Raw genomic sequence first — 25,585 nt, forward strand, 5'->3', positions numbered from 1 at the left:
ATGTAATCAATGTCAATATCAAAATCAAAAAGCAATGCTACAAAGACACTAAGACTCAAAGGAAATAAATAAGAAAACTGATCGCACTGCCTTTCTATTAAAACAAATAACAATTATGACCTTTTTGTCTTTGCAGCAAAAAAACGAACAAAAAACTTTGTGTCTTTGTGCCTTTGTGGCAAAATCGGTATATTTACAAAATGGTATTAGTAACTGGAGGAACAGGTTTAGTTGGTGCGCATTTATTACTTCATTTAATTGAAAATGGAGAAAGTGTTCGGGCTACATACCGAAACCAAAAAAACATTCAAAAGACAAAAGCCGTTTTTGACTTATATAAAAAAGGGGATTTGTTCGAAAAAATCAATTGGCTTGAAGCCGATATTTTAGATGTTCCTTCTTTAGAAATTGCTTTTATCGATATTGATTACGTCTACCATTGTGCTGCTTTTATCTCTTTCGATCCCAAAGATGAAGAACTACTTCGAAAAACTAATATTGAGGGAACTGCCAATATGGTTAATTTTTCTATTGCTAAAGGAATAAAGAAATTCTGTTTTATAAGTTCTATTGCAGCTTTAGGCGATATTGCTCCTCACGAAACTTATATTACCGAAGAAACAGACTGGAATCCGGAGAAACCCCATAGTGATTATGCTATTTCTAAATATGGTGCAGAAATGGAAGTCTGGCGCGGACTTCAGGAAGGACTTGATGTGATGATCATAAATCCAGGCGTGATTTTAGGACCAATATCCACAACAAAAATTTTCGATGAGGGAAGCAGCGAATTGTACCGAAAAGTGGCTAATGGACTTTCTTTTTACACGCTGGGAAACACCGGTTTTATAGCAATTGATGACGTAGTAAGAATTTCGCACGAACTAATGAAAAGCGACATCAAAAACGAACGCTTTACTTTAATTGCCGACAATATTGTTTTTCGCGATATCCTCAATACAATTGCTGATACTCTAAAAGTAAAAAAACCAAGTACTCATGCTAAACCATTGCTTATGAATTTTCTTTGGATGGCAGATTTGGGATTTTCAACTTTATTTCTTCAAAAAAGACGTCTCACTAAAGCAACTGCAAAAGCTTCTTATTCTAAAAATTTGTATTCGAATGAAAAAATAAAAACCGCTCTGAGAACGGTTTTTTTAGATGTACATCAATATATAAAGGATACTTCGAAATTATAAAATTATCTCTTCTTTCTTGATTGTATTAATTGTTTTATAGAATCTATATTGACTTGTTCTTTCATAGGTTTCTTAACAAGATCTTTAATCGTATCCTTGGCTTTGTTTTTCTTTTCTTTCGCTGCCTTTTTATCTTCAATTTTCACTATTGAATCTGTAGCTCTTTGATCAACAGCAAGTCTTTTGCCAATTTCATCAAACATTTCCTTGTAAGTCTCATAATCTGTCGCGTAGTACATATTACTCTGAGCAAACTGCAAACTGTCTACTTTATATTTTTGCAAAATAAACTTAACCGGATTAGTATCAATAGAATCTAATGACAATGGATTTTGATATCTCATAGCATCCAGAAGAGACAGATCATACATAATATCAATCATCTTTTCTTTCTCAATAAGTTTTGCAGGTTGTTTGACCAACTCTTTTTTACAACTTACAGAAAGAAACACAACCAATATTATTACTATACAATTCTTCATCTCAGCTTTTTATCTATCAAACAATAATCTTTTTCCAGCGCGGATATCTTTTACTTTAAAGTTATTATACACCATCTGACCATTTACAAAAGTGTGTGTAATCCTTGATTTAAAAGTATAATTCTCAAAAGGCGACCAACCGCATTTTGCCAGGATATTTTCCGGTTTTACGCTCCATGGCAAACTTGGGTTTACAATTACCAAATCAGCAAAATAACCTTCTTTAACAAATCCTCTTTTTTCTATTTTGAAAATTTTAGCCGGATTGTGGCACATTTTCTCCACGATTTTCTCCACGCTAATTTTTCCCTGATGATGCGCTTCAAACATTGCCACTACAGCATGTTGCACAAGCGGACCTCCTGACGGCGCATTAAGATAAGATTGCATTTTTTCTTCTTTTGTATGAGGCGCATGGTCTGTAGCAATTACATCAATACGTCCGTCATTCAAAGCTTTCCAAAGTTCTGCTCTGTCTTCAGCCGTTTTAACAGCAGGGTTCCATTTAATAAAGTTTCCTTTTGTTTTATAATCTTCATCAGTGAACCAAAGGTGATGTACGCAAACCTCAGCAGTAATCTTTTTATCTTCTAACGGAATTTTATTCGTAAACAATTCCATTTCTTTCGCAGTCGAAAGATGAAAGATATGCAAACGCGCTCCTGTTTTTTTCGCCAGAGCAACAGCTTTTGATGACGAAATATAACAAGCCTCTGCACTACGAATCAAATGGTGCGCCGTAACCGGAACATCATCACCATATTGCTCTTTGAATGCAGCAAGATTATTTTGAATTGTAGTTTCATCTTCACAATGTACAGCAATTAACATTGGTGTACTTGAGAATATTTTTTCTAAAGTCGCTTCATTATCGACCAACATATTTCCTGTCGAAGATCCTAGAAAAATCTTGATTCCTGCAACATTTTTAGGGTTTGTTTTTAAAACTTCTTCAAGATTATCATTGGTTGCCCCCATCATAAACGAATAATTCGCAAATGATTTTACGGCTGCAATTTGATATTTATCTTCTAAGATTTCCTGAGTAACAGCGTTGGGAACTGTATTGGGCTGTTCGATAAAAGAAGTAATTCCCCCAGCAACTGCCGCTCTTGATTCTGATTCGATATCGCCTTTATGTGTTAATCCAGGCTCTCTAAAATGTACCTGGTCATCGATTGCACCCGGCATTAAGTAACTTCCTTCAGCATCGATCACTTTACAATCTGATGTTTTTAAGCTAATGCTGTCTGCAACCTCAACGATCAAATCGTTTTCGATCAAAACATCACCTTCAAAAATAGATCCTTCGTTTACAATTTTAGCATTCTTTATTAAAATCCTGTTCATCGCCATAGTGGTATTATAAGGTATTGACTAATTTTTTTAATCTTAATGAAATTACACCCAGAATAGCTTCTTTGATAATGGCATTGCTCATTTTTGAAACTCCCTTGGTTCTGTCCGTAAAAATAATTGGCACCTCGGTAATTTCAAATTTAGCACAGTAAGTCCTGTATTTCATTTCGATCTGAAAGGCATAGCCCACAAATTTAATTTTATTAAGATTGATTTTTTCCAGAACTTCTCTTTTGTAACAAACAAATCCGGCTGTAGCATCATGAATTTTCATTCCGGTAATAAACTTCACGTAAACAGATGCAAAATAAGACATTAAAACACGGCTCAAGGGCCAGTTTACAACGTTTACACCGGTTACATAACGAGAACCAATAGCTAAGTCTGCTCCGCCAAAATGACAAGCATCAAACAATTTTTCAAGATCATTGGGGTTGTGAGAAAAATCAGCGTCCATTTCAAAAATGAAATCATATTGGCGTTCAAGAGCCCATTTAAAACCGTGAACATAAGCGGTTCCTAAACCTGCTTTTTTAGCTCTTTTCTCTAAAAATAACCTGTCCGGAAATTCTTCCTGCAACGCAATAACCTTATCAGCCGTATGATCCGGCGAATTATCATCGATAATTAAAAGATGAAAAGGCTTATGTTGTGAAAGAACAGCTCTAACTATACTTTCAATATTTTCGATTTCGTTGTAAGTGGGAATTATGACAATACAATCATTCATTTTTCTGCGTAAATTTCATCGCAAAAGTAAACTTTTTATAGCATTTGATTCATAATAAATATATAATAAAAGTATTGAGACAAAAAATTACTAATTTTGTGGCGTTATGATTGAACAACTTCACCCTCGAATTATCGAAAACAAAGACTGGGCAACACTTTTATTTGTGTTGACCTTTGCTGTAGTTGCTATGACTAAATCTGCATATGAAACCAGATTTAGTGAATTTAGCAGGCTTATTTTTTCAGACAAATACGCAAAAATATATCGTGATAACAACCATTTAAAAAGCAGCTTTACGGTAGGCTTGTTTTTCGTGCAAGTTGTTTCGTATGCTTTTTTCATTCAGTTAACGATGCACATCTTTTCACAGGATGATAAAACCGGAACTTACAGCATCTTAAAAACAGATTGGATTTTATTCATTCAGATCGCAACTTTTTTGCTTTATTTTATTCTGGCAAAGTTTTTAATCGAGAAAATTGTTGCAACTTCATTCAACATCGATGAGTTTGCTGATCTTTTTAACTTACAAAAAGTTACCTATAGAACTTATATTGGCGTTTTAATCCTTCCTATTAATGCTATTTTGTTTTATTATGACAATATTCCTAAAATTATACCGCTTGCAATCATAGGTATTTCGCTATGTATCAGCCTATACTCATATTTTATTTCAATAAAAACATATCAAAACGTAATAATCAGCAAGTTATTTTATTTTATTTTATATCTTTGCGCTCTTGAAATAGCACCTTATTATTTTCTCTATTATTGGATTACAAAAGGGAGTGCTTAGAAAATGTTTATAATATGAAAGTGAAAACAATTTTGGTGTCACAGCCTGAACCTAAAGTGGAAAATTCTCCTTACTTTGAGCTCCAACAAAAACACAAAATAAAAATTGATTTCAGACCATTTATTCATGTGGAAGGGGTTAATGCTAAAGAGATTCGATTGCAAAAAATCGATCTTAATCACTATACTGCGATAATTTTGACAAGCCGTAATGCGGTGGATCATTTTTTTAGAGTAGCAGATGAAATGCGTTATAAAGTTCCTGAAGGATTGAAATATTTCTGCCAATCTGAAGCTGTTGCATTTTACCTGCAAAAGTATGTTGTGTATAGAAAACGTAAGATTTACGTTGGTGCAAAAGATTTTGCAGATTTATCACCTCTTATCAAAAAGTACAAAGACGAAAAATTTCTGCTTCCGGCATCTGATCAATTGAATGCGGATGCTCCTATAACATTAAACAATCTCAAAGTAGACTGGACACAAGCTGTTTTTTACAAAACTGTAATGAGCGACTTATCTGATCTTGCTGATGTTTATTATGATGTTTTAGCATTTTTTAGTCCAACCGGAATAAAATCTTTGTTTAAAAACTTTCCTGATTTTAAACAAAACGAAACACGAATTGCTGTCTTTGGAAGCACAACTCAAAAAGAAGCTTTAGACTACGGACTAAGAATCGATATTCTTGCTCCAACTCCTGAAACTCCTTCTATGACAATGGCTCTGGAAAAATATATAAGCGAAGCAAACAAAGGGAAATAATCCCTTCAAAATATTCAATTTTTAAAATTCCAAATTCCAACTTTAATGCTGGGATTTGGAATTTTTCTTTTTTAATCAAATTCCATGTTTATTTTTATTTAAAAATTTAAACATTGTACATATTGACATGGCCAACGTTTTTTAACCGTGGAGTGTAATTTATCATTTTTCATTCATTATCCCAATCCGTCTCCCAAGGCTAAAACCTTGGGCTATGTTTTAAATACGTTGAAAATTTTACAAATAAGAAAATTGGAATTTATTTCTTTGAACTTAAAGTGAAGAAAATTGGAATTTGGAATTTGAATATTGGAATTTTCTATTTCACAGCATTTTCATTACATTTGATTTCTATTCTAAAGCAAATCATCTAAATAAGTTTCAAACTACAACTATGAAAATCAACTCCCTTATAATTGAAATTGACGGCATCGACAAGGAAATCCTGCGCTACTTAATGGATGATGCCCGAAAACCAATTTTGCAAATCGCCAATAAAATAGGTATTTCCGGAGCTGCAATTCATCAGCGTTTGAAAAAACTGGAACAATCAGGTGTTATTTCAGGCTCTAAATTTACTGTAAACCCAAAAGTTTTAGGATATAATACAATGGCATTTGTTGGTGTTTATCTTGACAAAGCTTCAAGAAACTCGGAAGCTGTAAAGGATTTAAAAAAGATTCCCGAAGTTTTGGAATGCCATTACACAACAGGAAACTGGTCTGTTTTAATCAAAATCATTTGTCGCGACAATGAACACCTAATGCAACTTTTAAATACTAAAATCCAAGCCATAGAAGGGGTTTCAAGAACAGAAACGTTTATTTCCCTGGATCAGCAGATTGACAGACAGATTCAGTTGTAATTAGAAAATGAGATAATGTGTCAATTAGATAATATTTTAAAACCTTTATGGCAAAAATTAGACCCGAGATTAAAACCATATTATTTTTTATCTTTTACTTTACAATCGCATTAATAGGAGAGAAAAGAAGTCTAAGTGGAGTCTGCGCTCCAGGCCCAGGGTTTTTATTATTTCTACTTTCAATTCCGGTGAGTATAATTTATTCTCTAATTCTTTATTTCAGATATCATAAATCAGAAAACAAACAATACCTAAACTCTATTTATATTATATCAGGAATTTGGGTTTTGCTTTTTATCTTTTTAAGCTTCAGCAATAAATAAAATCGGATAGGAGCCTAGGGATTAATTCCCTAGGCGACCTTCCACACCACCCGGCATACGGATCCGTACCAAGGCGGTTCTTAATTTACGATACATTTTAAGATAGATACCTAACCTAAAGTACTTCCGTGAGGTTATTTTCAGTTATCCCAATAAAGGTCTGCACTCCTTGGTAGCTGTCGGATTCCGTCCTATCCTTCCCAAGGTAGTTATCAAATTACTTGATATTTTCTGCATTCGTGCTTTCATAGGTAACATTCATTTACTACTCACTTAATTAAGTTCAGTCCTTCGGTACTCATTTACAGTACCTACTATGACCTCTGCTGACTTCTTATAGCAATTGTTATCCATAAGTGCTTTTCTTAAAAAAAAACTCCCCCTATGTCTATAAGACCTCCCCAGGTAAGAACGACAACTTTCCTCTCATATACCTGCTATATTTACCATCACGTTTCCGTACAGTTTTGGACTTCAGTTTGTGTTGCAACCTTATCCAACATCTTTGGCCTTTTATATAGTTTCTGTTCGTCAGGTCAAGAGTTTGCCTACTGCTTCCGTCAGATTCCACTAACGCAATGGACACCCTTGCATTCAGCTAACACTTCCCACTGTAAAGGCGTTTTCGGGACTTACACCCTAGAGTTACCGCCCATGCTGGGCACACAACAATAAACCCAACAGGTTTTTCAACCTGTCGGGTTTGCTTATAAATTATCTAATTAAAAAATTAATTCCTTCTGCTTCCTGAATAAATCGAGATATAGTACAACAACGTTGCAATCGATCCTATAGCAGCTACCAAATAGGTTCTTGCTGCCCATTTTAGCGCATCTTTTGCTCCTGCCTGCTCTTCTTGTGTCAGCATATGTTTGTTCTCTAACCAGGCCAGCGCTCTGTTACTCGCATCATATTCTACAGGCAAAGTCACTATCGAGAATAATGTCGTCACTGCAAAAATGATAATTCCTATTAGTAACAAACCCGGAAAAACTCTAATCATAAGAATCCCTGCCAATAAAATCCACTGCATATAATTTGATGCAATATCTACGATTGGCACTAATTTAGAACGCATTGTCAGCCATTCATATCCTATCGCGTGCTGCACAGCATGACCACATTCGTGCGCTGCAACAGCTGCCGCTGCAGCATTACGATGATTATAAACTGCTTCGCTTAAATTGACTGTTTTATCTGTAGGGTTATAATGATCTGTTAGCTGCCCCGGAGTCGAGATAACACGAACATCAGTAATCCCGTTATCAGCCAACATTTTCTTAGCGATTTCAGCACCACTCATTCCGTTTCTTAATTGTATTCTCGAGTATAATTCAAATTTACTTTTGAGCTTTGAACTCACCATCCAGCTGAAAAGCATAATTGCTCCGGCCAGAATTAAATATCCACTTCCCATATTTTTATTTTTATTTGATTGATTATTAAAGTTACAAAACAAATTGCAAATTCTGAACCAATTTCAAAAAATGTCATTTTGGCACACCCTTCTTCTCAACTTAACAGATTGTTCTTCAATAGAAAAGCCATCAATTCAGCTACATTTTTGGTTTTATACTTTTGCAGGATGTTGCGCCTGTGTGTTTGAACAGTTAGAAAACTCAAAAACAATTCATCGGCTATTTCCTGGGTCGATTTACCTTTTGACAGCAATAAAGTAATATCTTTTTCTCTCCTACTAAGACTCGGGATATGATCTAAACCATCAGATGAGGGCTGGCTAATGATAGTTTTGACTTCATCGCTAAATACAATTTCCCCCTCAATGGCTTTATTAATACATCTTTTAAACTCATCAAACGAAGCGCTCTTTAGAACATATCCATTTCCGCCATTTTGAATAAATTGCATCACCAGACTCCGTTCAGACTGACTACTCATTCCGATAATAATTATTCGGGGATATTTCTGCTTAACTGTCTTGCAAAGATCAACCCCATTTATCACAGGTAAAAAGATATCCATCAAAATCAAGTCAACCTGATTCTCCTCGATATAATCAACTAGTTTAACCCCGGATTCTAATTTACCGACAATTTCAACTGTCTCCAGATCCGACAATAATCCTGAAATTCCTGAAATCACAATTGGGTGATCATCTACAATTACTGTTTTATATACCTTATCCATTTAATGTTTCATTTTTTACTTTTAATTCAATGTATGTAGACGTTCCTTTATGCAGAACACTTTCTATTTCTAATTTTCCTTTAAGAATCTCAACACGGTTCTTAATATTTCTTAAACCCATTCCGTTACTTTTTACAAAAACATCAAACCCAATTCCATTATCTTCAACTGTAATAAAAAAAGTATCTTTATTTTGAGAACAAGAAACTAAAATTTGTGATGCATCGGCATATTTCAAAGCATTAATCAATAATTCCTGAATAATTCTATAAATCACAATTTCATAATTTTTGGGTAAATTTGGTTTTTGCACCAAATATTGAAATTCAATTTCTGTTTTTGCATTTGAATTTGCCATACACAAATCTCTCAATGCATGTTCTAAACTTAATTTCAACAAACTCTCCGGCATTAAATTTTGCGAAATATTTCTCAATTCCTTAATCGAATTATCCAACAAAGTATTAATTTCTGCAGGACTGAGCGCATTTTCTTTCTCCGCGAGTTTTAAATGAATTTTTAAACCGGAAAGCATACTCCCAAGTCCGTCATGTAAATCTCTGGCGATTCTTTTCCTTTCCACCTCTTCTCCTTCAATCAGAGCATTAGAAACCGATAATTTTTGCTGGTTCTCCAGTGCACTCAATTCCTGCTCATGATTAATTTCTTTCTGAATACTTAGTTTTTTCTGATTTTTATTTAATATCCATAAAAACAAAACAATAAGAAACAAGAGTACCGATAACACCGCAAAAAGAATAGAATTCAACCGATTATTATTGACCAGCAGTGCTGTTTTTTCGTTTTGTGATTGTAGCAATGTTATTTTTTTTTCATTTTCAGCCTTTTTATACTTTGCTTCGAGTTCTACAATTTCACTTTTAAATTTCGTATCATTTAAACTGTCATTGATTACATTGTATTTATGAGAATAAAAATAAGCTTTATCATAATTTTTAGTAGCATTATAAACTTTCGACAACTCATTATAATAATTTTTTTGATCTACAATAAAAGGAGTTTTCTCAAGAAGATATTCCAGATTAGCTTTGGCTTTATCAAAGTTTTTTAATTTAAAAAGCACTTCGTATTCCGCAAATTTCAATCTGTTTAAAGCAATTTGATTCTGATGCTTTACTGCTGACTTTATACCTTTTTCAAAACTCTCTAAAGCTTTATCGTTTTTATTTTGTTTTCCATAATACAAACCTTCAGAATAAAAATAAGAATCATTTAAATTCGACTCCGGATGATTTTGTAATTTATCATATGCTTTATCCAGAACCTTTTTCGCATCATAGAATCTTTTTAACTCTACTAAATTTTCAGCATTAATAATGTACGTTTCCATCTTAGACTCAATAAGAGTGGGTGACTTTTTAGTAGTAACTTCGATATAATATTGAGCATCACGCAAATATTCACTTGCTTTTTCGCGATCGTTATTATTCATAAAAATTATAGCAACCGCTTTGTACAAACCACTTATTAACTCAGAATCACCACTTTTTTTAGCAGCAGGAATTGCTTCATGAACTAATATTTTCATATAGCCTTTTTCATTATTCTTTCTTTGCTGCATGACACCGTAATTTTGAAGCGCAACAGCACGTATTTTGTAAGCTTCGGTATGAGTGTATTTCTTTAGTTTATTATTTGCTTCAAGCAAAGCATTCTCGAATCCGTCAACATCACCTTTTTCTAAAAAACTATATGAATTATAGAAAATTGCTACATCATTTAAAAAAGGAAATTTAGTTTTTAACCTATTCCCTTGCTGTAAATATTCTTTTGATTTCTGAACATCCTGTATCATCAAATACAATTTTGACAATTTAAAGCTATAAATACTTTTTACACTATCAGAATGAGCATTTTTAGTAATCGCAGCAATACTATCTATATAAGTTCTATCATCATCTAACGAAAGGATCACTTGTGAATATGAAGTGGCAGAAAAAAGCAGAAAAATCAGAAAGAGGTAAATTTTCTTCATAAAGTGGTATTTTCTCAAATTTATTAAAATTTAAAATATTCCAAAAAAAACCACCTCTTTTTACCTGATATCAGGTAATACAAAATACACTTTATCAGGTATTGCCCTTTCATTTTCAAGCATCTAATTTTGTTAGACACTATTATTAATATTAAAAAAAATTATGAAATCTATTTTAAAAACTTTAGCGATTGTACTGACTCTTGCTTTTACAGTAGCTTCTTGCAGCAGCGATAACGATAACAATTCAGGATCAGGCTCAAGAGACATTAAATATGAAGTAACCGGAAATTATACCGGAAAACTTAGTACAGTTTATACCGAATCTGGTAATGGCGGACAAAACGCTGATATCAATTCATTACCATGGACTAAGGAATTTACAGCTGGCGCAGACACTTATGGAGCGGGAATAACAGTAAGTGGTTTTGGCGGTGTTGTTGACCAAACAATAACTGTAAAAATCATTGTTGGCGGAAAAGTAGAAAAAGAAACAACTGCAAAGGCAACAAGCGACGGGATTATTGTAGCAGCTCCGGGTTCTTTTGTATTTGTGAAATAATACTCAATAAGAATAAAAAAAAGGGAGGTTGTCTGAAAAGACGACCTCTTTCTTTTATTATACTAGTAGATTTACAGAGTGTTTCTTGAAAAATGTAAATTTGGGCTAAAATGGTCTTCTATAAACTTTTCTAAAGCTTCTACGAGATCAAAAATGAGGTTAAAATTGCCCAAACGGATTTTAGCGATCCATTTAGAAAAGTTGTGAGCAATAGCAATCAGGCCAAATTCAGTATTTACTTTGGCTGTTTTGGTAAGTGTAAATCTTTTAAATCCTTTGTTTTGCTTGATGTTACCAAAACCGGCTCTGGTTCAATACATCTTTTACTATAAATTTCCCTGCCCAATTCACTTTCTAAATTCTCTCTTGCCTTGAATTTCAGTCTTTGAAGATTGTGATTAATTTCTATCCGTCTGTTCCCCTTAGCTTTAAAGCATTGCCCCCGCAGAGGACATCCTGCGCAATTTAAAGCCTCATATACCGAATGATACTGTTCAAAACCAGTTGTAGTTTTTGATTTCTTAGTAAAGATACGAGGCATTTGCTGCCCCATTGGACAAACCAAAAAGTCTTGCTCATTATTATGAAACAGGTTTTGTGCGTGGAATAAATTGTTTTTATGCTTACGGGTCTCTTCGATACGGTACATGTTGTAGGGAACAAAAAAATCAATTTCTTTGTCTTCAAGGAGTTGATAATTTTCCTCACTTCCATAGCCCGCATCGGCTATAACTTTTGCAGATTGTTTGCCGTAGTTGCTTTTGAATCCTTCTAAGTGAGTCTTTAATGTGGTAAAATCAGTAGAAGTCTGGTGGGTGGAGTAATGTGTAATAATTTGATTTTCTGTAGAAATCTGAATATTATAACCCGCTTTTAATTGTCCGTTGCCCATATGATCTTCTTTCATGCGCATAAAAGTAGCATCGGTATCGGTTTTCGAATAACTGTTTCTATCCCCCAGAATTTCGAGATGTTTCTCATATTCTTTAAGTTTTACAAGCTGTTCTTTCTCGAGTTTTTGAAGTGATTTGTTCTGCTGTTTACTCAGCTTCTGCTTTTTTTCACTTTGGTTGATCTCGTGTATTTTTTCTTCTAATTTCTTACTGTCTACCTTGGTATCAGTTTGGTTATCAGTATGCATAATGTCTGACTCGATAGCCTGACCAATATCTGCCAGAACAGCATCGATTTTTCCCTGAAGCCTGTCTTTATGTTTTTCAACTGCTTTCTTCCACACAAAGCTGTATTTATGTGCGTTGGCTTCTATTTTAGTACCATCAATAAATTGTCTCTCCAGGCTAATGAGCTCTAAATCTACCATCATCAGAACGACCTGGCTGAAAAGTTTTTCGATATTCCCTTTTAATTTTTTTCCTCTAAAGTCATTGATAGTTCTAAAATCCGGCTGAAGTCCTCCCGAGAGCCACATAAAATATATATTCTCCTTCACGGCTCTAGCCAGCTTTCGGCTGGAATAGGTATTATTGAGATATCCGTAAAACAATATTTTCAATAACATCTTAGGATGGTAGCTGGATCTTCCACCGCCTTTAAACTGTGATATAATCTCGGAAATTTCCAACTGTTCAACAACACTGTCTATTAATCGGGCAGAATGATTCTCTGGGATCAGATCATTTAAATTCAATGGAAAAAGATCTTGCTGGTGAACCGAATGAGGCTTAAAAACTGGCTGCATAATCATTGATTTTAGTACTTAAATATAAGAAAAATCAATGTGTAAAACAAAAAAAAACTGCCCGAAATTACTTTTCGGACAGCCTCTTTTACATCTAATTATCACTACAAATTAACACGAATCTTATTTGTGTTAACTTCGGGTAATTTGCGGCAAAAAAGCCAACGAAGTTTCACAATATTATCTTCCTGAATAACGAAGGATTGCACGCTTAGTTCAACAAAGACTTTCGATTTTACTTGTTGAATTTCTTATGTGATCCTTCGTTCCTCATGATGACAAAATAGACGCAAAAAAAAATCCCAAACCCCAACAAAGTTGGAATTTGGAATTTTAATCCCGATAGCTATCGGGATGGAATTTATTTTGGTTAACCAACCAAATTAATAATTTTCCCCGGAACAATAATTACTTTATTTGGTGTTTTACCATCTAGCTGTTTCAATGTTCTTTCGTCTTTCATGATGATTTCTTCGATTTGTTCTTTGGTTAAATCCAAAGGCAATTCGATTGTGAAACGCATTTTTCCGTTAAAAGAAACCGGATATTCTTTGTTTGTCTCCACTAAATATTTTGCTTCAAAAACAGGAAAAGCAACTTCAGAAATTGAAGTTGTATGACCCAATTGCGACCATAATTCCTCAGCAATATGTGGCGCATAAGGCGAAACTAAAATCGCTAACGGTTCTAAGATTGCTCTTGAATGACAATTTTGTGTCGACAATTCGTTCACACAAATCATAAACTGAGAAACTGAAGTATTAAAAGAGAAACTCTCAATATCTTCTGCTACTTTTTTGATCGTTTTATGCAACGATTTTAAATTGTCTTTTGTTGGTTCGTCGTTATTTACAACCAAACCATTATGCTCATCAAAATACAATTTCCATAATTTTTTCAGGAAACCAAAAACTCCTGAGATTCCGGCAGTATTCCACGGTTTAGCTTGCTCTAAAGGACCTAAAAACATTTCGTACAAACGCAATGTATCAGCACCATATTCATTACAAATATCATCCGGAGTCACTACATTATAATATGATTTCGACATTTTTTCGACTTCACGACCAACAATGTATTTTCCGTTTTCATCAAAAATAAATTCGGCAGTTTTAAAATCCTCTCTCCAATTTTTGAACTTTTCGATATTTAATTCATCAGAAGAATTTACGAAATTCACGTCGACACGAATTGGCTGAACATTTTGATCTGTAATTTTATTTTTAGACACAAAAGTATTTGTTCCTTCCAATCTGTAAACATATGCAGTGGTTCCTAAAATCATTCCCTGATTGATCAGTTTTTTGAATGGTTCTTCGGTTGGAGCAAAACCTTTGTCTTTTAAGAATTTGTTCCAGAAACGAGAATATAGTAAATGTCCGGTTGCATGCTCGCTTCCTCCAATATATAAATCTACACTTTCCCAATATGCCAATGCTTCTTTGCTGGCAAATTCAGTTTCGTTATGAGCATCCATATAACGCATCCAATACCATGAACTTCCTGCCCAACCTGGCATAGTATTCAATTCTAATGGAAAAATCGTTGCATGATCTACTAAATCTGTATTGACAACTTTATTATTTTTAGTATCCCAAGCCCAAACAGCTGCATTTCCTAACGGAGGCAAACCATCTTCGGTTGGCAAATATTTTTCTACTTCCGGCAAGATAATTGGCAAATGCTGCGCATCGATCATCTTTGGTAAACCATTTACATAATACACCGGGAAAGGTTCTCCCCAATAACGCTGACGAGAGAAAACAGCATCACGCAAACGGTAATTTGTTTTTCCTGTTCCTTGTCCTATTTTTTCTAATTCAGCAATTGCTTTTTGAGTTGCTGCTTTATAATTTAATCCGTTTAAGAAATCAGAATTGGCAATTTCAACATTGTCTTTAGAACCGTAAGCCTCTTTAGAGATATCAACATTCGCAAAGATATTCTTGATTTCCTGCATACCGTTTTGACCTTTAAAGAAATTAGCAAAAGCATAATCTCTTTCGTCTCCACAAGGAACCGCCATTACAGCACCAGTTCCGTAACCTGCCAATACATAATCTCCTATCCAAACCGGAATTGCTTCTTTTGTAAAAGGATGCTCTGCATAAGCTCCTGTAAATACACCTGAAATTGTTTTTACATCGGCCATACGCTCACGCTCTGAACGTTTAGCTGTTTTTTCGATATAAGCCTCAATTTCTCCTCTTTGTTCTTCAGTAACTATTTTAGAAACTAAAGGATGTTCTGGCGCCAAAGTCATAAAAGTAACCCCGAAAATTGTATCAGGTCTTGTAGTGAATACATCAATAACTTCGTCATGATTTTTTACATGGAACGAAACCATCGCACCTACAGATTTCCCTATCCAGTTTCTTTGTGATTCTTTGATAGATTCACTCCAGTCAATATCATTTAAACCTTGCAACAAACGTTCTGCATAAGCCGAAATTCGCATGCTCCATTGTGTCATTTTTTTACGAATAACAGGATATCCCCCACGTTCCGAAACTCCGTTTATAATTTCATCATTTGCTAAAACAGTTCCTAAACCAGGACACCAGTTTACTTCGGTTTCAGCTAAATAAGTCATTCTGTATTGCAACAAGATTTTTTCTTTCTGATCATCAGAATACGAATTCCATTCTGTTGCTGTAAAAATTGCAACATTATCATCGCAAACTGCCTCAACCAAAACATTACCCTCCTCTTCAAAAACTTTTACAAGCTCTGAAATATCAAATGCCTTACCTTGTTTTTTGCAATACCATGAATTAAACAACTGGATAAAAATCCATTGTGTATGTTTATAGTAATCAGGATTCGAAGTACGCACTTCACGACTCCAGTCAAACGAAAATCCTATTTTATCTAATTGTTTTCTATATCCGGCAATTTGTTTTCCTTCTTTATCTACTCCACCGTCAATATTTACGCGTGTTGTATCTTCCGGACGTTGTCCCGTTTGTATTGCATATTGTTCTGCAGGCAATCCAAAACTATCGTATCCCATTGGGTGCAAAACATTGAAACCCTGATGTCTTTTAAAACGAGAATAAACATCTGAAGCGATATAACCCAGCGGATGCCCAACGTGTAATCCCGCTCCTGAAGGATAAGGAAACATGTCCAAAACATAATGCTTCGGTTTGTCAGAATTGTTTTTTGCTGCAAAAGTTTGGTTTTCTGCCCAAAATTTTTGCCATTTAGCGTCTATTTCGATCGGATTGTATTTCATCTTAAAAGGTTCAAAGGTTCAGAATGATAAAGATTAAAGCTTTATCACTTTAATGAATTAAGGCGCAAATTTACATTTATTACAGATTGTACCAAAGCTATTTCACTGACAAACAAATAAAATAATAAAATACTTATTTTTAATTAAGTAAAAACACCTGTGTTTGTGTTTTTACTACGTAGTTATTATTCTTTTTTTACTTTAATTTTAAACTATTAAGAGAATCGACTTACGTAAAACAGTCCCTTTTACAAATAACTAAGAACCAGATGAGCACCGATAAAAAACATTCAGTTGAAGTCCTGCTTTGGATTGAGGAAACTGATGAACCTTTTTAGGAATGGGCAAAATCCGGCTTTTAGAAAATATTCGAAAAACAAGTTCAATTACAAATGCTGCTAAATGAGTTCTTAAGAAAAGAAAAAAACTAAAAACTAAAGGTTATTATTGTAAATTGAAGAAGTCTTACGGTTTTCCTGCAATTAATTAATAAGTTGGTATATTTACATTTATTGTACGAAAGTTAAAACTTTGGTCGTTATTAACTTCAAATAAAGAAATACTTTATTATTTTTACCACATAATTTAAGCAAACTATGAGTTCTAACTTTGATAAATTTCAAAAGCGCAGGTTAATTTCCTCTTATTTTTCGGTTGTACTAAGTGTATTTCTGGTTTTATTCCTTTTAGGAGTACTGGGATTATTCATTATCAATTCTAAAAAACTGGCTAATGATTTTAAAGAAAAAATCGCCATGACGGTTTTCTTTAAAAATGAAGCTAATGATAGTGTAATAAAAGCATTCGATACTGAATTAAAAAGGGCTCCTTTCGCAAGATCATATGTTTATGTTACTAAAGATAAAGCGGCAAAAGAACATACCGATATTATTGGAGAAGATTTCCTTACATTTTTGGGCGAAAATCCTTTATTGAATTCATACGACATTCACCTGAAAGCAGACTATGTAGAAAGAGACAGTATCTTAAAAATCGAAAGTAAATTGCGTAAAAACGCAATGATCGAAGATATAGTTTACGACAAACAATTGGTAAACCTGGTTAATGACAACATCAAAAAAGTGAGTATGTGGATTTTGATTATCAGTGGTTTCCTTGCGATTATCGCTGTTTTATTAATCAATAGTTCACTACGTTTATCCATACATTCAAACCGTTTTATCATTAAGACCATGCAAATGGTTGGTGCAACAAAATCGTTTATCCGTAAACCATTTGTAATGCGTAGTGTAAAACTAGGAATGCTTGGTGCAGGATTGGCTATTATTGCATTGATTGGGGTTTTATTGTATGTAGAAACTAATTTCCCGGGATTAGGGATTTTAGAAGACAAAGTATTAATTGGATTCGTATTATTGGCCGTTTTCGGATTAGGTGTTTTAATTACTTGGGTAAGTACACATTTTGCAACACAACGATTCTTAAACTTAAGAACTGACGATCTGTACTAAGAAAGTATTCGGTCACGGTTTTTAGTTTACAAAAAAACAAACAGTCTTCGACTTGACTCAGGTTGACAAATAAATAAAATACTCTAAACTTTGATTAGGGTTACAAAAAAACAAAAATGAAAAATATAAACAATACAGAACAACAGCCACAAAAACAAGAATTCCTTTTTGATGGTATTAACTATAAAATTTTATTAATAGGAATTGGTGTTATTGCATTAGGTTTTATCTTAATGTCAGGCGGAGGAAGCAAGGATCCAAATATCTTTAATGAAGATGTTTTTAACTTTAGACGTATTCGTTTAGCTCCAACAACTGTTTTAATTGGTTTTGGTATCACGATTTATTCTATTTTCAAAAAATCTAAGTAGACTTTTTTTAGACCGCTTAGACAACTTAGATCTTTAGGTTATTAGATTAATCTTTTAAAAAAATCTGACATCTGAGAAGTCTGACAATCTAACAATTAAAATTCAATGAATACATTACAAGCTATTGTTCTTGCCATAATTGAAGGAATTACAGAATTTTTACCTGTTTCTTCAACTGGCCACATGATTATTGCCTCTTCTTTTTTTGGAATTGCTCACGAAGATTTTACCAAACTTTTTACAATTGTTATTCAGCTTGGAGCTATACTTTCTGTAGTAGTTTTATATTTCAAACGTTTCTTTCAGACACTTGATTTTTATTTTAAACTTTTAGTTGCGTTTATTCCTGCCGTTGTTTTAGGATTATTATTAAGTGATTTTATCGACGGATTATTAGAAAACCCAATTACGGTTGCCGTTTCACTTTTGATAGGAGGAATCATCTTACTGAAAGTCGACGACTGGTTCAACAATCCAAATACTGCCGAAACATCTCAGGAAATAACCTATCTGCAAGCTTTTAAAATTGGAATGTTTCAATGTTTGGCAATGATTCCGGGAGTTTCACGAAGCGGAGCGAGTATTGTGGGAGGTATGTCCCAAAAACTGTCCAGAACAACAGCTGCTGAGTTTTCATTCTTTTTAGCGGTGCCCACTATGTTAGGTGCAACTGCAAAAAAATGTTACGATTACTACAAAGCCGGATTCGAATTATCTCATGATCAAATCAATTTATTAGTTATTGGTAATGTTGTCGCATTTATTGTAGCACTTTTGGCTATTAAAACTTTCATTGGATTTTTGACTAAAAATGGCTTTAAAGTTTTTGGTTATTACCGCATCATCGCAGGAATCACTTTACTATTGATTCACTTTTTATTTCATCCTCTTACCATACTATAATGACGCCTGAAGATTATTTAAACGGACAAATTTTATTGATAGACAAACCTTTAAAATGGAGTTCGTTTCAAGCTGTCAATAAACTAAAATACCTATTGATCAATAAAGTTGGACTTCCTAAAAAGTTCAAAATTGGTCATGCCGGAACATTAGATCCTCTGGCAACCGGATTATTATTGATTTGTACAGGAAAATTCACCAAAAGAATTACTGAATTACAAGGTCAGGCTAAAGAATATACAGGGACTTTTTATATTGGGGCCACTACTCCATCGTATGATCTGGAAACAGAAATTGACGAAACTTTTCCAACTTCACATATTGACGAAGCTTTGATTCATGAAACAGTAAAACAGTTTTTGGGCGAAATCGATCAAAAACCACCTATTTTCTCTGCGATCAAAAAAGATGGTGTTCGCTTATACGAACACGCACGTGCCGGAGAAACTGTAGAAATTGCAAGTAGAAAAACTACCATTCACGAATTTGAGATTATACGAATTGCTTTGCCGAAAATCGATTTTAGAGTCGTTTGCAGTAAAGGAACTTATATCCGTTCACTGGCTTTTGATTTTGGGAAAGCAATGAATTCAGGTTCTCATTTAACTGCTTTACGCCGAACAAAAATTGGCGATTACGATGTTACAAATGCCATCGATGTTACATTATTCGAGGAAAGTTTACAGTAAAAAAAACTTTTTATCTATCAAAATTTATCTTTTATACCCTATACTAATTATCTCGATTTTTTAAATATCTTTCACAAAATAATTTTGCTAATTCTAAGCTTTTTGAAATAAAATATTTCAGAGCAAAGACAGGCCTAAATCAATTTTATGAAATATTGTTTATTAACGATTTTTACTTTTTTCTACATCACCACGACGATTTACGCACAGGAAAGAAAATTTACTTACATTCAATTTGAAGTTAATGCTTCAATAACAGGAAATCCTGATTACGGTGACGCTCCTAAATATGAAGGCGACAAACAACCTTGGCTCATGCCAGATGGCTTGGGTTCAAAACTAGGTTACGGCATTCATTATAATCAATGGGTAACTCTGGGGATTCATAGTGGCCTTGACTGGAAATGGAATGAAAAGTTAGTAGCTGTTCCGGTTTATCTTAATTTTGGATTAAGCCCTAAAATTGCAGAAAGCACCAGAATTACCATGCAAGTAGGTTACGGGAAAAGTTTTGCTCTGGGCCGGGGTGATCTGAGCGGCACATACAAAAAAGCCAGAATTGGCCTTACAGGAGATGATAAAACATTATTTATAGAACTAGCCGATTTTGGTTACCCTCTTTATGACTATAAAACTGTAGGCAGTTTCAGTTTTGGTATTTCTGTAATTAGCTTTTAAGATTCCCTGAGCGGTTTTTAAAGAGCAACTATTCAAGTCTGATAATAAAAAAAGCACATTACAATTAAACAATAGTAATGTGCCAACTTCTAAAATAAAGTAGTTTTATTGCATAACGTGTCTTTTTTTTTCGGAGCAGTTAATAATGAGATACATTTTTCCCTCCAAACAACAAACCTGAAATAAAATCATAAAACCTTTCGAATAACTTTTTCATAATAGTGTGTTTTAAATTGTTAGACATTCAATAAACACCAATAAAAAGAGCAAATCGGAAAGTAAATAATAGAAGTGGGATTATATTACTAAGTTACAAAAATATTTAAGGTAAAAAAAATATTCAATACATTTTTAGAACATACCATATTTACAACCAACACATTACCACAAAACAAACAGATCGTATTATTTTTTTATTACAAAAACTATAATCGACCGTATTGAATGTTTTCGACTATTTCCGTGAGTTCTTCCTGAACTGATATTCCTTTATCTGCTAAATACCACAATTGCAAATCAGTTTTGATTTTTTCATCAAGTACACCAAATTCTTTTTTATAATTTGCGATTAATTCAGATGCTCCTCTTGGTCTTGGTCCCCAATCTGCACGAACAATCCCGGCCTCTTTACAAATAATTATCACCTTAGGGATTGCTCTTGCACCGTTTGTTAGATATTCATTCATTAACCCTTCATTTTCATCTCGCAGTACAATTCGAAGATCTATTTTTTTATGCGATGCCAAAGCCATTTTATTAATAACCGGAAGGATCTGAGCCGCATCTCCGCACCAGCCTTCAGAAATTACAAGCCAAATATATTTGTGCTCCAGTTTTTCTATTCTCGAAATAATAGCATCGGTAATTTTTACCGTTTTGTCCAGCCTATTCATTCTGGCGTCATTTAACTTACTATAATTGGTTAAACTTTCAGATTGTTCGTTCCCGGTTGATTTTCCATCCAATAATAAATCAGCTACTAATTTTCGATATTCCGGATACGTATGACTCCTAAATAATGCTTTGGCGATACTACTTTTCATATTTGTTTGATTTTTGAATTGCATAAAAATACGAATTTCAAGGAGACTCAAAGAATGACTTTTATCACATTCAAAAAATCCTTTAAAAAATCACTATAAATTTATAACTAAAAGAACAATTAATTTTTTGAAAACATTATTTTTAAAAATCAGAATATGTCTATATTTGCACAAATTAACGCAACAACACATGAAATATAAAAGAATTCTTCTTAAACTGAGTGGAGAAGCCTTGATGGGTGATTTACAATACGGAATTGACCCTAAAAGATTAGCCGAATATGCTGAAGAAATTAAGCAAATTCACAGCAAAGGAGTCGAAATTGCTATTGTTATTGGAGGAGGAAATATTTTTAGAGGCGTTGCTGGTGCAAGTGCCGGTATGGATAGAGTACAAGGTGATTATATGGGAATGCTTGCTACGGTTATAAACGGAATGGCATTGCAAGGGGCTCTTGAAGAAAACGGAATGAAAACCCGTTTGCAGACTGCCTTAAAAATGGAATCTATTGCAGAGCCTTATATTAAAAGAAGAGCAGATCGTCATCTTGAGAAAGGAAGAATTGTAATTTTTGGTGCAGGAACAGGAAATCCATATTTTACAACTGATACTGCTGCCGTTTTAAGAGGTATTGAGATTAATGCAGATGTAATTTTAAAAGGAACCCGCGTTGATGGTGTTTACGATTCTGATCCTGAAAAAAATGCATCAGCAGTAAAATTCGATTTTATTTCGTTTGAAGATGTCCTTAAAAAAGGATTAAACGTAATGGATACAACCGCGTTTACATTAAGTCAGGAAAACAAATTGCCAATCGTTGTTTTTGATATGAACAAAATTGGAAATTTATTGAAAATTTGTGAAGGCGATAACATAGGAACCGTAGTTAATATATAGTCATCAGTAACTGTTTACTGTCGCAATTGCCGACATGAAATGAAAACTGAGAATGAAAACTGAAAACTTAAAGATAATGACTGAAGAAATAGAATTTATATTAGATAGTACTGAAGAATCAATGAATGGTTCGATTGCGCATTTAGAGAAAGAATTTCTTAACATTCGTGCAGGAAAAGCTTCTCCGGCAATGCTGGGAAGTGTTTTTGTAGATTATTACGGATCAGCAACACCGCTTTCGCAAGTAGCAAAAATAAGTGTTCCGGATGCCCGAACAATTACTTTGCAGCCTTTCGAGAAAAACATGCTGCAAACTATCGAAAAAGCAATTATGGTGGCTAATATTGGTTTTAACCCAATGAATAATGGTGACCTAATTATCATCAGCGTTCCGCCTTTGACAGAGGAGCGTCGTAGAGATTTAGCAAAACAAGCAAAAACAGAGGCCGAAGATGCAAAAATTGGTGTGCGTAATGTACGTAAAGATGCTAATTCAGACATTAAAAAATTAGAAAAAGAGGGAACTTCTGAAGACATTTGTAAATCTGCAGAAGAGCAGGTACAGACCCTAACGAATACTTATATCAAAAAAATAGATGAATTATTGGCAACAAAAGAAGCCGAAATCATGAAAGTGTAATCGTTCGAACACAAAACAAAATCCGTTTAGTTAAATTATTACTAAGCGGATTTTTTTATTCCTATTTTTGCATACCAAAATCATATTCTTTTCGTTTTCGAAACTATAACATTCTGTATGAAGCTATTTTGTTTATTGTCTTTGTTTTTCACGCTATCTATTCAAGCGCAATTTCAAATAAACGGAATTGTAACTGATTCCAACAATAAACCGCTTCCTTTTGCTACGATCACAACATCAGACAACATCAATACAATTACAGATGTCGACGGAAAATTTATTTTTAAACCTTCTGCTAACGCAAGTAGTTTTTCTGTATCTTATATTGGTTTTCAAACAAAAAATATTGCCATTACCAACAAAAGGTATTATTCGATTCTGCTTTCTCAAAAAACAGATGATCTAAAAGAAGTCGTTATTTCTAATGAAAATCCTGCCTTAACGATTATAAAAAAAGTAATCGAAAATAAAAACAAAAACAATCCACAAAAAAGGCTCAGCAGTTTTGAATACAAAAGCTACAACAAACTTATCGTAACGGCTAATCCGGATTCTATCGATGGCAGAATTGATTCTACAGCAGCTTATAAAGATTTCGATAAAAAACGTGTTAATGTAGACTCTTCAGATTATAAATTTAAAGAGATCATTATCAAGCAGCATTTGTTTCAAACCGAAAAAGTATCCCAATATCAGTTTGGAAACAACAAGCTTAAGGAAACCATCCTGGGAACAAAAATGGCCGGATTCAAAAATCCCATCTATGAGGTTATTGCTTTCAATCTGCAGTCAATATCTATTTATGATAATAAATACGAACTGTTTGAAACCAAATATGAAAATCCCATTTCGAACGGTGCCCCAACAAATTACAACTATAAAATACTTGACACTGTAAACATAAAAGGCCGCGAAACTTATATGATTTACTTTAAAAACAAGCAAAAAAGGAAATCATCCGGCTTAGAAGGTGTCTTATATATAGATCAGGAAAATTTTGCTGTAGCGAAAGCCGTAATGCGCATAAAAGGGGTTCTGGACATTAGCGGAATTCACGAATTTGAATATGTACCAAGCGAAAAAGTATGGTTTCAGAGCAATACGACATTCAAAATTGTAAAAGGAAAGAATGACGATGATATTAAAATTCTGGGCGGAACAATTCAGTTTGATGGTGATGTCGAAGACAATTTTGAGCCTAGAAAAAAATCAGCATCAGATTTTACCTATCTGCTATCAGAAAGTAATAATTTCGACATTCACTACAACACAAATACACCTATAAAGAATCCGGCACTTTATATGGAAATTAAGGACGATGCCAATAAAAAACCGGAAGAATTCTGGAATCAATACCGAAAAGAAAGCCTGGACTTAAAAAGCCAGAAAACATATCAATTGATCGATAGTCTTTCGATGAAGAAAAGAATCGAAAGCCGTTTAGGATTTGGACGAAAAATAATCAATGGTTATATCCCGATTGGCCCTATTGATCTTGATCTGAAAAAAATTGTAAGTTACAATAACTACGAAGGTTTTAGACTGGGACTTGGCGGCATCACAAATGATCGTTTTTCTAAAAATTTCAGAATCGAAGGATATTCTGCTTACGGAACAAAAGATGGCGAAGTCAAATACAGTTTAGGAACGGGAGTTTTACTGGATAAAAGCAGCAATACCTGGGTAAACGGATATTACACAGATGATGTCAGGGAAATTGCAAGTACTGTTTTTGCAGTTGATAAACGTGTTTTCAAAATTTATGATCCGCGCCCAATCAACATTAGTACTTTTTATAAATATGTCGCATGGAAAGCAAATGTTCAGTCTAAAATTATTCCAAAAACCGAAGCTGTTTTCGAATTAGCCAGAACTTATGTCGAACCTCAATTTGACTATCTTTTTAATTACGACGGAAAATTGTATTCTGATTACGTAATGACAACGGCAATGGTTTCGATTGTATGGGCGCCATTTAGCGATTTTATGCAAACTCCAACCGGAAGAACCGAGTCAGACAAAAGATTTCCAAGATTTACCTTTCAGTACACACAATCCTTACCTAATGTTTTAGGAAATGATTTTACATTTGGCAAAGTGGATTTTAAAACCGAATATGAAAAGAAATACTTAAACGGTCAAAAAACAAGTTTGCTGTTGCAAGGAGGATATGCAATGGGCGACGTACCACTTACCCATTTATACAACACGATGCCAAATAACCTAACAAAAGAAACCGTGGTTCAGCGTATTACTTTTGCAGGCAGAAACAGTTTTGAAACCATGTATTTTAATGAGTTTTTCTCGAGTCAATATATCTTTTTCCAGATCAAACATGGATTTGACCGAATCAGAATCCTCAAAAAAGTCCGCCCTTCATTAGTATTAGTAACCAGAATGGCCTGGGGAAATATGAAAAATCCTGAGCAGCATGTTGGACCAACTTACAAAACTCTTGACAGGGGCTTCTTTGAATCCGGAATCGAACTAAACAAAATCTACAAAGGTTTTGGTTTAGGAGGTTTCTATCGATACGGACCAAATCAGCTATTGAAATTGGAAGACAATATTGCCGTTAAGATTTCTTATGTATTAGATTTGGGACTTTAGGTTTGAAATTTCAATATTTTAAGTTTATTTAGAATCTTCAGGAGCTATTCCTGCTATACACTTGTATCTTTTCCTTTAAAGAAGCAAGTAAAAGAATACCGCTTCTATCAGGGC

21 protein-coding genes and 1 pseudogene are annotated in these 25,585 nt (G+C 33.9%); 13 read left to right on the plus strand and 9 right to left on the minus strand.

Features of this window, described 5'->3' with window-relative positions; translation table 11 throughout:
- The first annotated feature begins 200 nt into the window (after positions 1 to 200).
- Complete coding sequence (locus QLQ94_RS02970) at positions 201 to 1,202, plus strand: NAD-dependent epimerase/dehydratase family protein (protein WP_271337252.1); 1,002 nt, start codon at positions 201 to 203, stop codon at positions 1,200 to 1,202.
- A gap of 2 nt (positions 1,203 to 1,204) precedes the next feature.
- On the opposite strand, the gene QLQ94_RS02975 is transcribed toward QLQ94_RS02970, so the two are convergent.
- Genes QLQ94_RS02975 through QLQ94_RS02985 form a run of 3 tightly spaced genes read right to left on the minus strand, consistent with a single transcriptional unit; the run spans position 1,205 to position 3,773 of the window.
- Entirely contained in the window at positions 1,205 to 1,684 is a 480-nt protein-coding gene (locus QLQ94_RS02975) for a DUF4296 domain-containing protein (RefSeq protein ID WP_271337251.1), read from the minus strand.
- Between the two features lie 9 nt (positions 1,685 to 1,693).
- Positions 1,694 to 3,034: a dihydroorotase gene (locus QLQ94_RS02980; RefSeq protein ID WP_271337250.1), complete on the minus strand. Its 1,341-nt coding sequence runs from the start codon at positions 3,032 to 3,034 to the stop codon at positions 1,694 to 1,696.
- 13 nt (positions 3,035 to 3,047) lie between these two features.
- Positions 3,048 to 3,773 carry a polyprenol monophosphomannose synthase gene (locus tag QLQ94_RS02985; RefSeq protein WP_271337249.1) on the minus strand — a complete coding sequence of 242 codons (726 nt, stop codon included), beginning with the start codon at positions 3,771 to 3,773 and terminating at the stop codon, positions 3,048 to 3,050.
- A 106-nt stretch (positions 3,774 to 3,879) separates the two neighbouring features.
- On the opposite strand from QLQ94_RS02985, the gene QLQ94_RS02990 reads away from it, so the two are divergent.
- The 3 genes from QLQ94_RS02990 to QLQ94_RS03000 all read left to right on the plus strand — a co-directional run bounded on the left by QLQ94_RS02990 (position 3,880) and on the right by QLQ94_RS03000 (position 6,201).
- Positions 3,880 to 4,572, plus strand: coding sequence for a DUF4271 domain-containing protein (locus QLQ94_RS02990; protein WP_271337248.1), 693 nt, complete (start codon positions 3,880 to 3,882; stop codon positions 4,570 to 4,572).
- Positions 4,573 to 4,586: 14 nt separating this feature from the next.
- On the plus strand, positions 4,587 to 5,336 hold the full coding sequence (locus tag QLQ94_RS02995) for a uroporphyrinogen-III synthase (RefSeq protein WP_072964327.1): 750 nt from the start codon (positions 4,587 to 4,589) through the stop codon (positions 5,334 to 5,336).
- Positions 5,337 to 5,730: 394 nt separating this feature from the next.
- Positions 5,731 to 6,201 carry an Lrp/AsnC family transcriptional regulator gene (locus QLQ94_RS03000; protein WP_017496220.1) on the plus strand — a complete coding sequence of 157 codons (471 nt, stop codon included), beginning with the start codon at positions 5,731 to 5,733 and terminating at the stop codon, positions 6,199 to 6,201.
- A 1,053-nt stretch (positions 6,202 to 7,254) separates the two neighbouring features.
- Here QLQ94_RS03000 and QLQ94_RS03005 read toward each other — a convergent pair.
- From QLQ94_RS03005 to QLQ94_RS03015, 3 genes are all read right to left on the minus strand, one after another.
- Positions 7,255 to 7,941, minus strand: a complete 687-nt coding sequence (locus QLQ94_RS03005) for a zinc metallopeptidase (RefSeq protein WP_271338401.1) — start codon at positions 7,939 to 7,941, stop codon at positions 7,255 to 7,257.
- Positions 7,942 to 8,036: 95 nt separating this feature from the next.
- Positions 8,037 to 8,672 carry a response regulator transcription factor gene (locus tag QLQ94_RS03010; protein WP_271338400.1) on the minus strand — a complete coding sequence of 212 codons (636 nt, stop codon included), beginning with the start codon at positions 8,670 to 8,672 and terminating at the stop codon, positions 8,037 to 8,039.
- Complete coding sequence (locus QLQ94_RS03015) at positions 8,665 to 10,668, minus strand: ATP-binding protein (protein ID WP_271338399.1); 2,004 nt, start codon at positions 10,666 to 10,668, stop codon at positions 8,665 to 8,667. The genes QLQ94_RS03010 and QLQ94_RS03015 overlap by 8 nt, the downstream gene beginning before the upstream one ends.
- A gap of 163 nt (positions 10,669 to 10,831) precedes the next feature.
- Between QLQ94_RS03015 and QLQ94_RS03020 the strand changes: the two genes are divergently transcribed.
- Positions 10,832 to 11,230 carry a hypothetical protein gene (locus QLQ94_RS03020; protein ID WP_271338398.1) on the plus strand — a complete coding sequence of 133 codons (399 nt, stop codon included), beginning with the start codon at positions 10,832 to 10,834 and terminating at the stop codon, positions 11,228 to 11,230.
- A 71-nt stretch (positions 11,231 to 11,301) separates the two neighbouring features.
- On the opposite strand, the pseudogene QLQ94_RS03025 reads toward QLQ94_RS03020, so the two are convergent.
- Together QLQ94_RS03025 and leuS are read right to left on the minus strand one after the other, a co-directional pair.
- Positions 11,302 to 12,935: pseudogene (locus QLQ94_RS03025) on the minus strand (IS1182 family transposase).
- A 364-nt stretch (positions 12,936 to 13,299) separates the two neighbouring features.
- Positions 13,300 to 16,167 (minus strand): leucine--tRNA ligase, encoded by a 2,868-nt coding sequence (gene leuS, locus QLQ94_RS03030; RefSeq protein ID WP_271338397.1) that lies wholly within the window; start codon positions 16,165 to 16,167, stop codon positions 13,300 to 13,302.
- 596 nt (positions 16,168 to 16,763) lie between these two features.
- On the opposite strand from leuS, the gene QLQ94_RS03035 reads away from it, so the two are divergent.
- The 5 genes from QLQ94_RS03035 (at position 16,764) to QLQ94_RS03055 (ending at position 20,280) form a co-directional block, all read left to right on the plus strand.
- Positions 16,764 to 17,639, plus strand: a complete 876-nt coding sequence (locus tag QLQ94_RS03035) for a cell division protein FtsX (protein ID WP_271338396.1) — start codon at positions 16,764 to 16,766, stop codon at positions 17,637 to 17,639.
- Between the two features lie 116 nt (positions 17,640 to 17,755).
- Positions 17,756 to 18,010 carry a DUF3098 domain-containing protein gene (locus tag QLQ94_RS03040; RefSeq protein WP_271338395.1) on the plus strand — a complete coding sequence of 85 codons (255 nt, stop codon included), beginning with the start codon at positions 17,756 to 17,758 and terminating at the stop codon, positions 18,008 to 18,010.
- A 105-nt stretch (positions 18,011 to 18,115) separates the two neighbouring features.
- Complete coding sequence (locus QLQ94_RS03045) at positions 18,116 to 18,913, plus strand: undecaprenyl-diphosphate phosphatase (RefSeq protein WP_271338394.1); 798 nt, start codon at positions 18,116 to 18,118, stop codon at positions 18,911 to 18,913.
- A complete protein-coding gene (gene truB / locus QLQ94_RS03050) occupies positions 18,913 to 19,602 on the plus strand; it encodes a tRNA pseudouridine(55) synthase TruB (RefSeq protein WP_271338393.1) in 690 nt (229 codons plus the stop codon). The genes QLQ94_RS03045 and truB overlap by 1 nt, the downstream gene beginning before the upstream one ends.
- A gap of 147 nt (positions 19,603 to 19,749) precedes the next feature.
- Positions 19,750 to 20,280, plus strand: a complete 531-nt coding sequence (locus QLQ94_RS03055; RefSeq protein ID WP_271338392.1) for a hypothetical protein — start codon at positions 19,750 to 19,752, stop codon at positions 20,278 to 20,280.
- Positions 20,281 to 20,705: 425 nt separating this feature from the next.
- On the opposite strand, the gene QLQ94_RS03060 is transcribed toward QLQ94_RS03055, so the two are convergent.
- Positions 20,706 to 21,323 (minus strand): thioredoxin family protein, encoded by a 618-nt coding sequence (locus tag QLQ94_RS03060; RefSeq protein WP_271338391.1) that lies wholly within the window; start codon positions 21,321 to 21,323, stop codon positions 20,706 to 20,708.
- A 190-nt stretch (positions 21,324 to 21,513) separates the two neighbouring features.
- On the opposite strand from QLQ94_RS03060, the gene pyrH reads away from it, so the two are divergent.
- From pyrH to QLQ94_RS03075, 3 genes are all read left to right on the plus strand, one after another.
- Positions 21,514 to 22,221: a UMP kinase gene (pyrH, locus tag QLQ94_RS03065; protein ID WP_072964316.1), complete on the plus strand. Its 708-nt coding sequence runs from the start codon at positions 21,514 to 21,516 to the stop codon at positions 22,219 to 22,221.
- Positions 22,222 to 22,297: 76 nt separating this feature from the next.
- Positions 22,298 to 22,861 (plus strand): ribosome recycling factor, encoded by a 564-nt coding sequence (gene frr / locus QLQ94_RS03070; protein ID WP_271338390.1) that lies wholly within the window; start codon positions 22,298 to 22,300, stop codon positions 22,859 to 22,861.
- A 117-nt stretch (positions 22,862 to 22,978) separates the two neighbouring features.
- A complete protein-coding gene (locus QLQ94_RS03075; RefSeq protein WP_271338389.1) occupies positions 22,979 to 25,471 on the plus strand; it encodes a DUF5686 family protein in 2,493 nt (830 codons plus the stop codon).
- Positions 25,472 to 25,585: the final 114 nt, after the last annotated feature.

It is taken from the genome of Flavobacterium sp. B114r, from assembly GCF_056824125.1.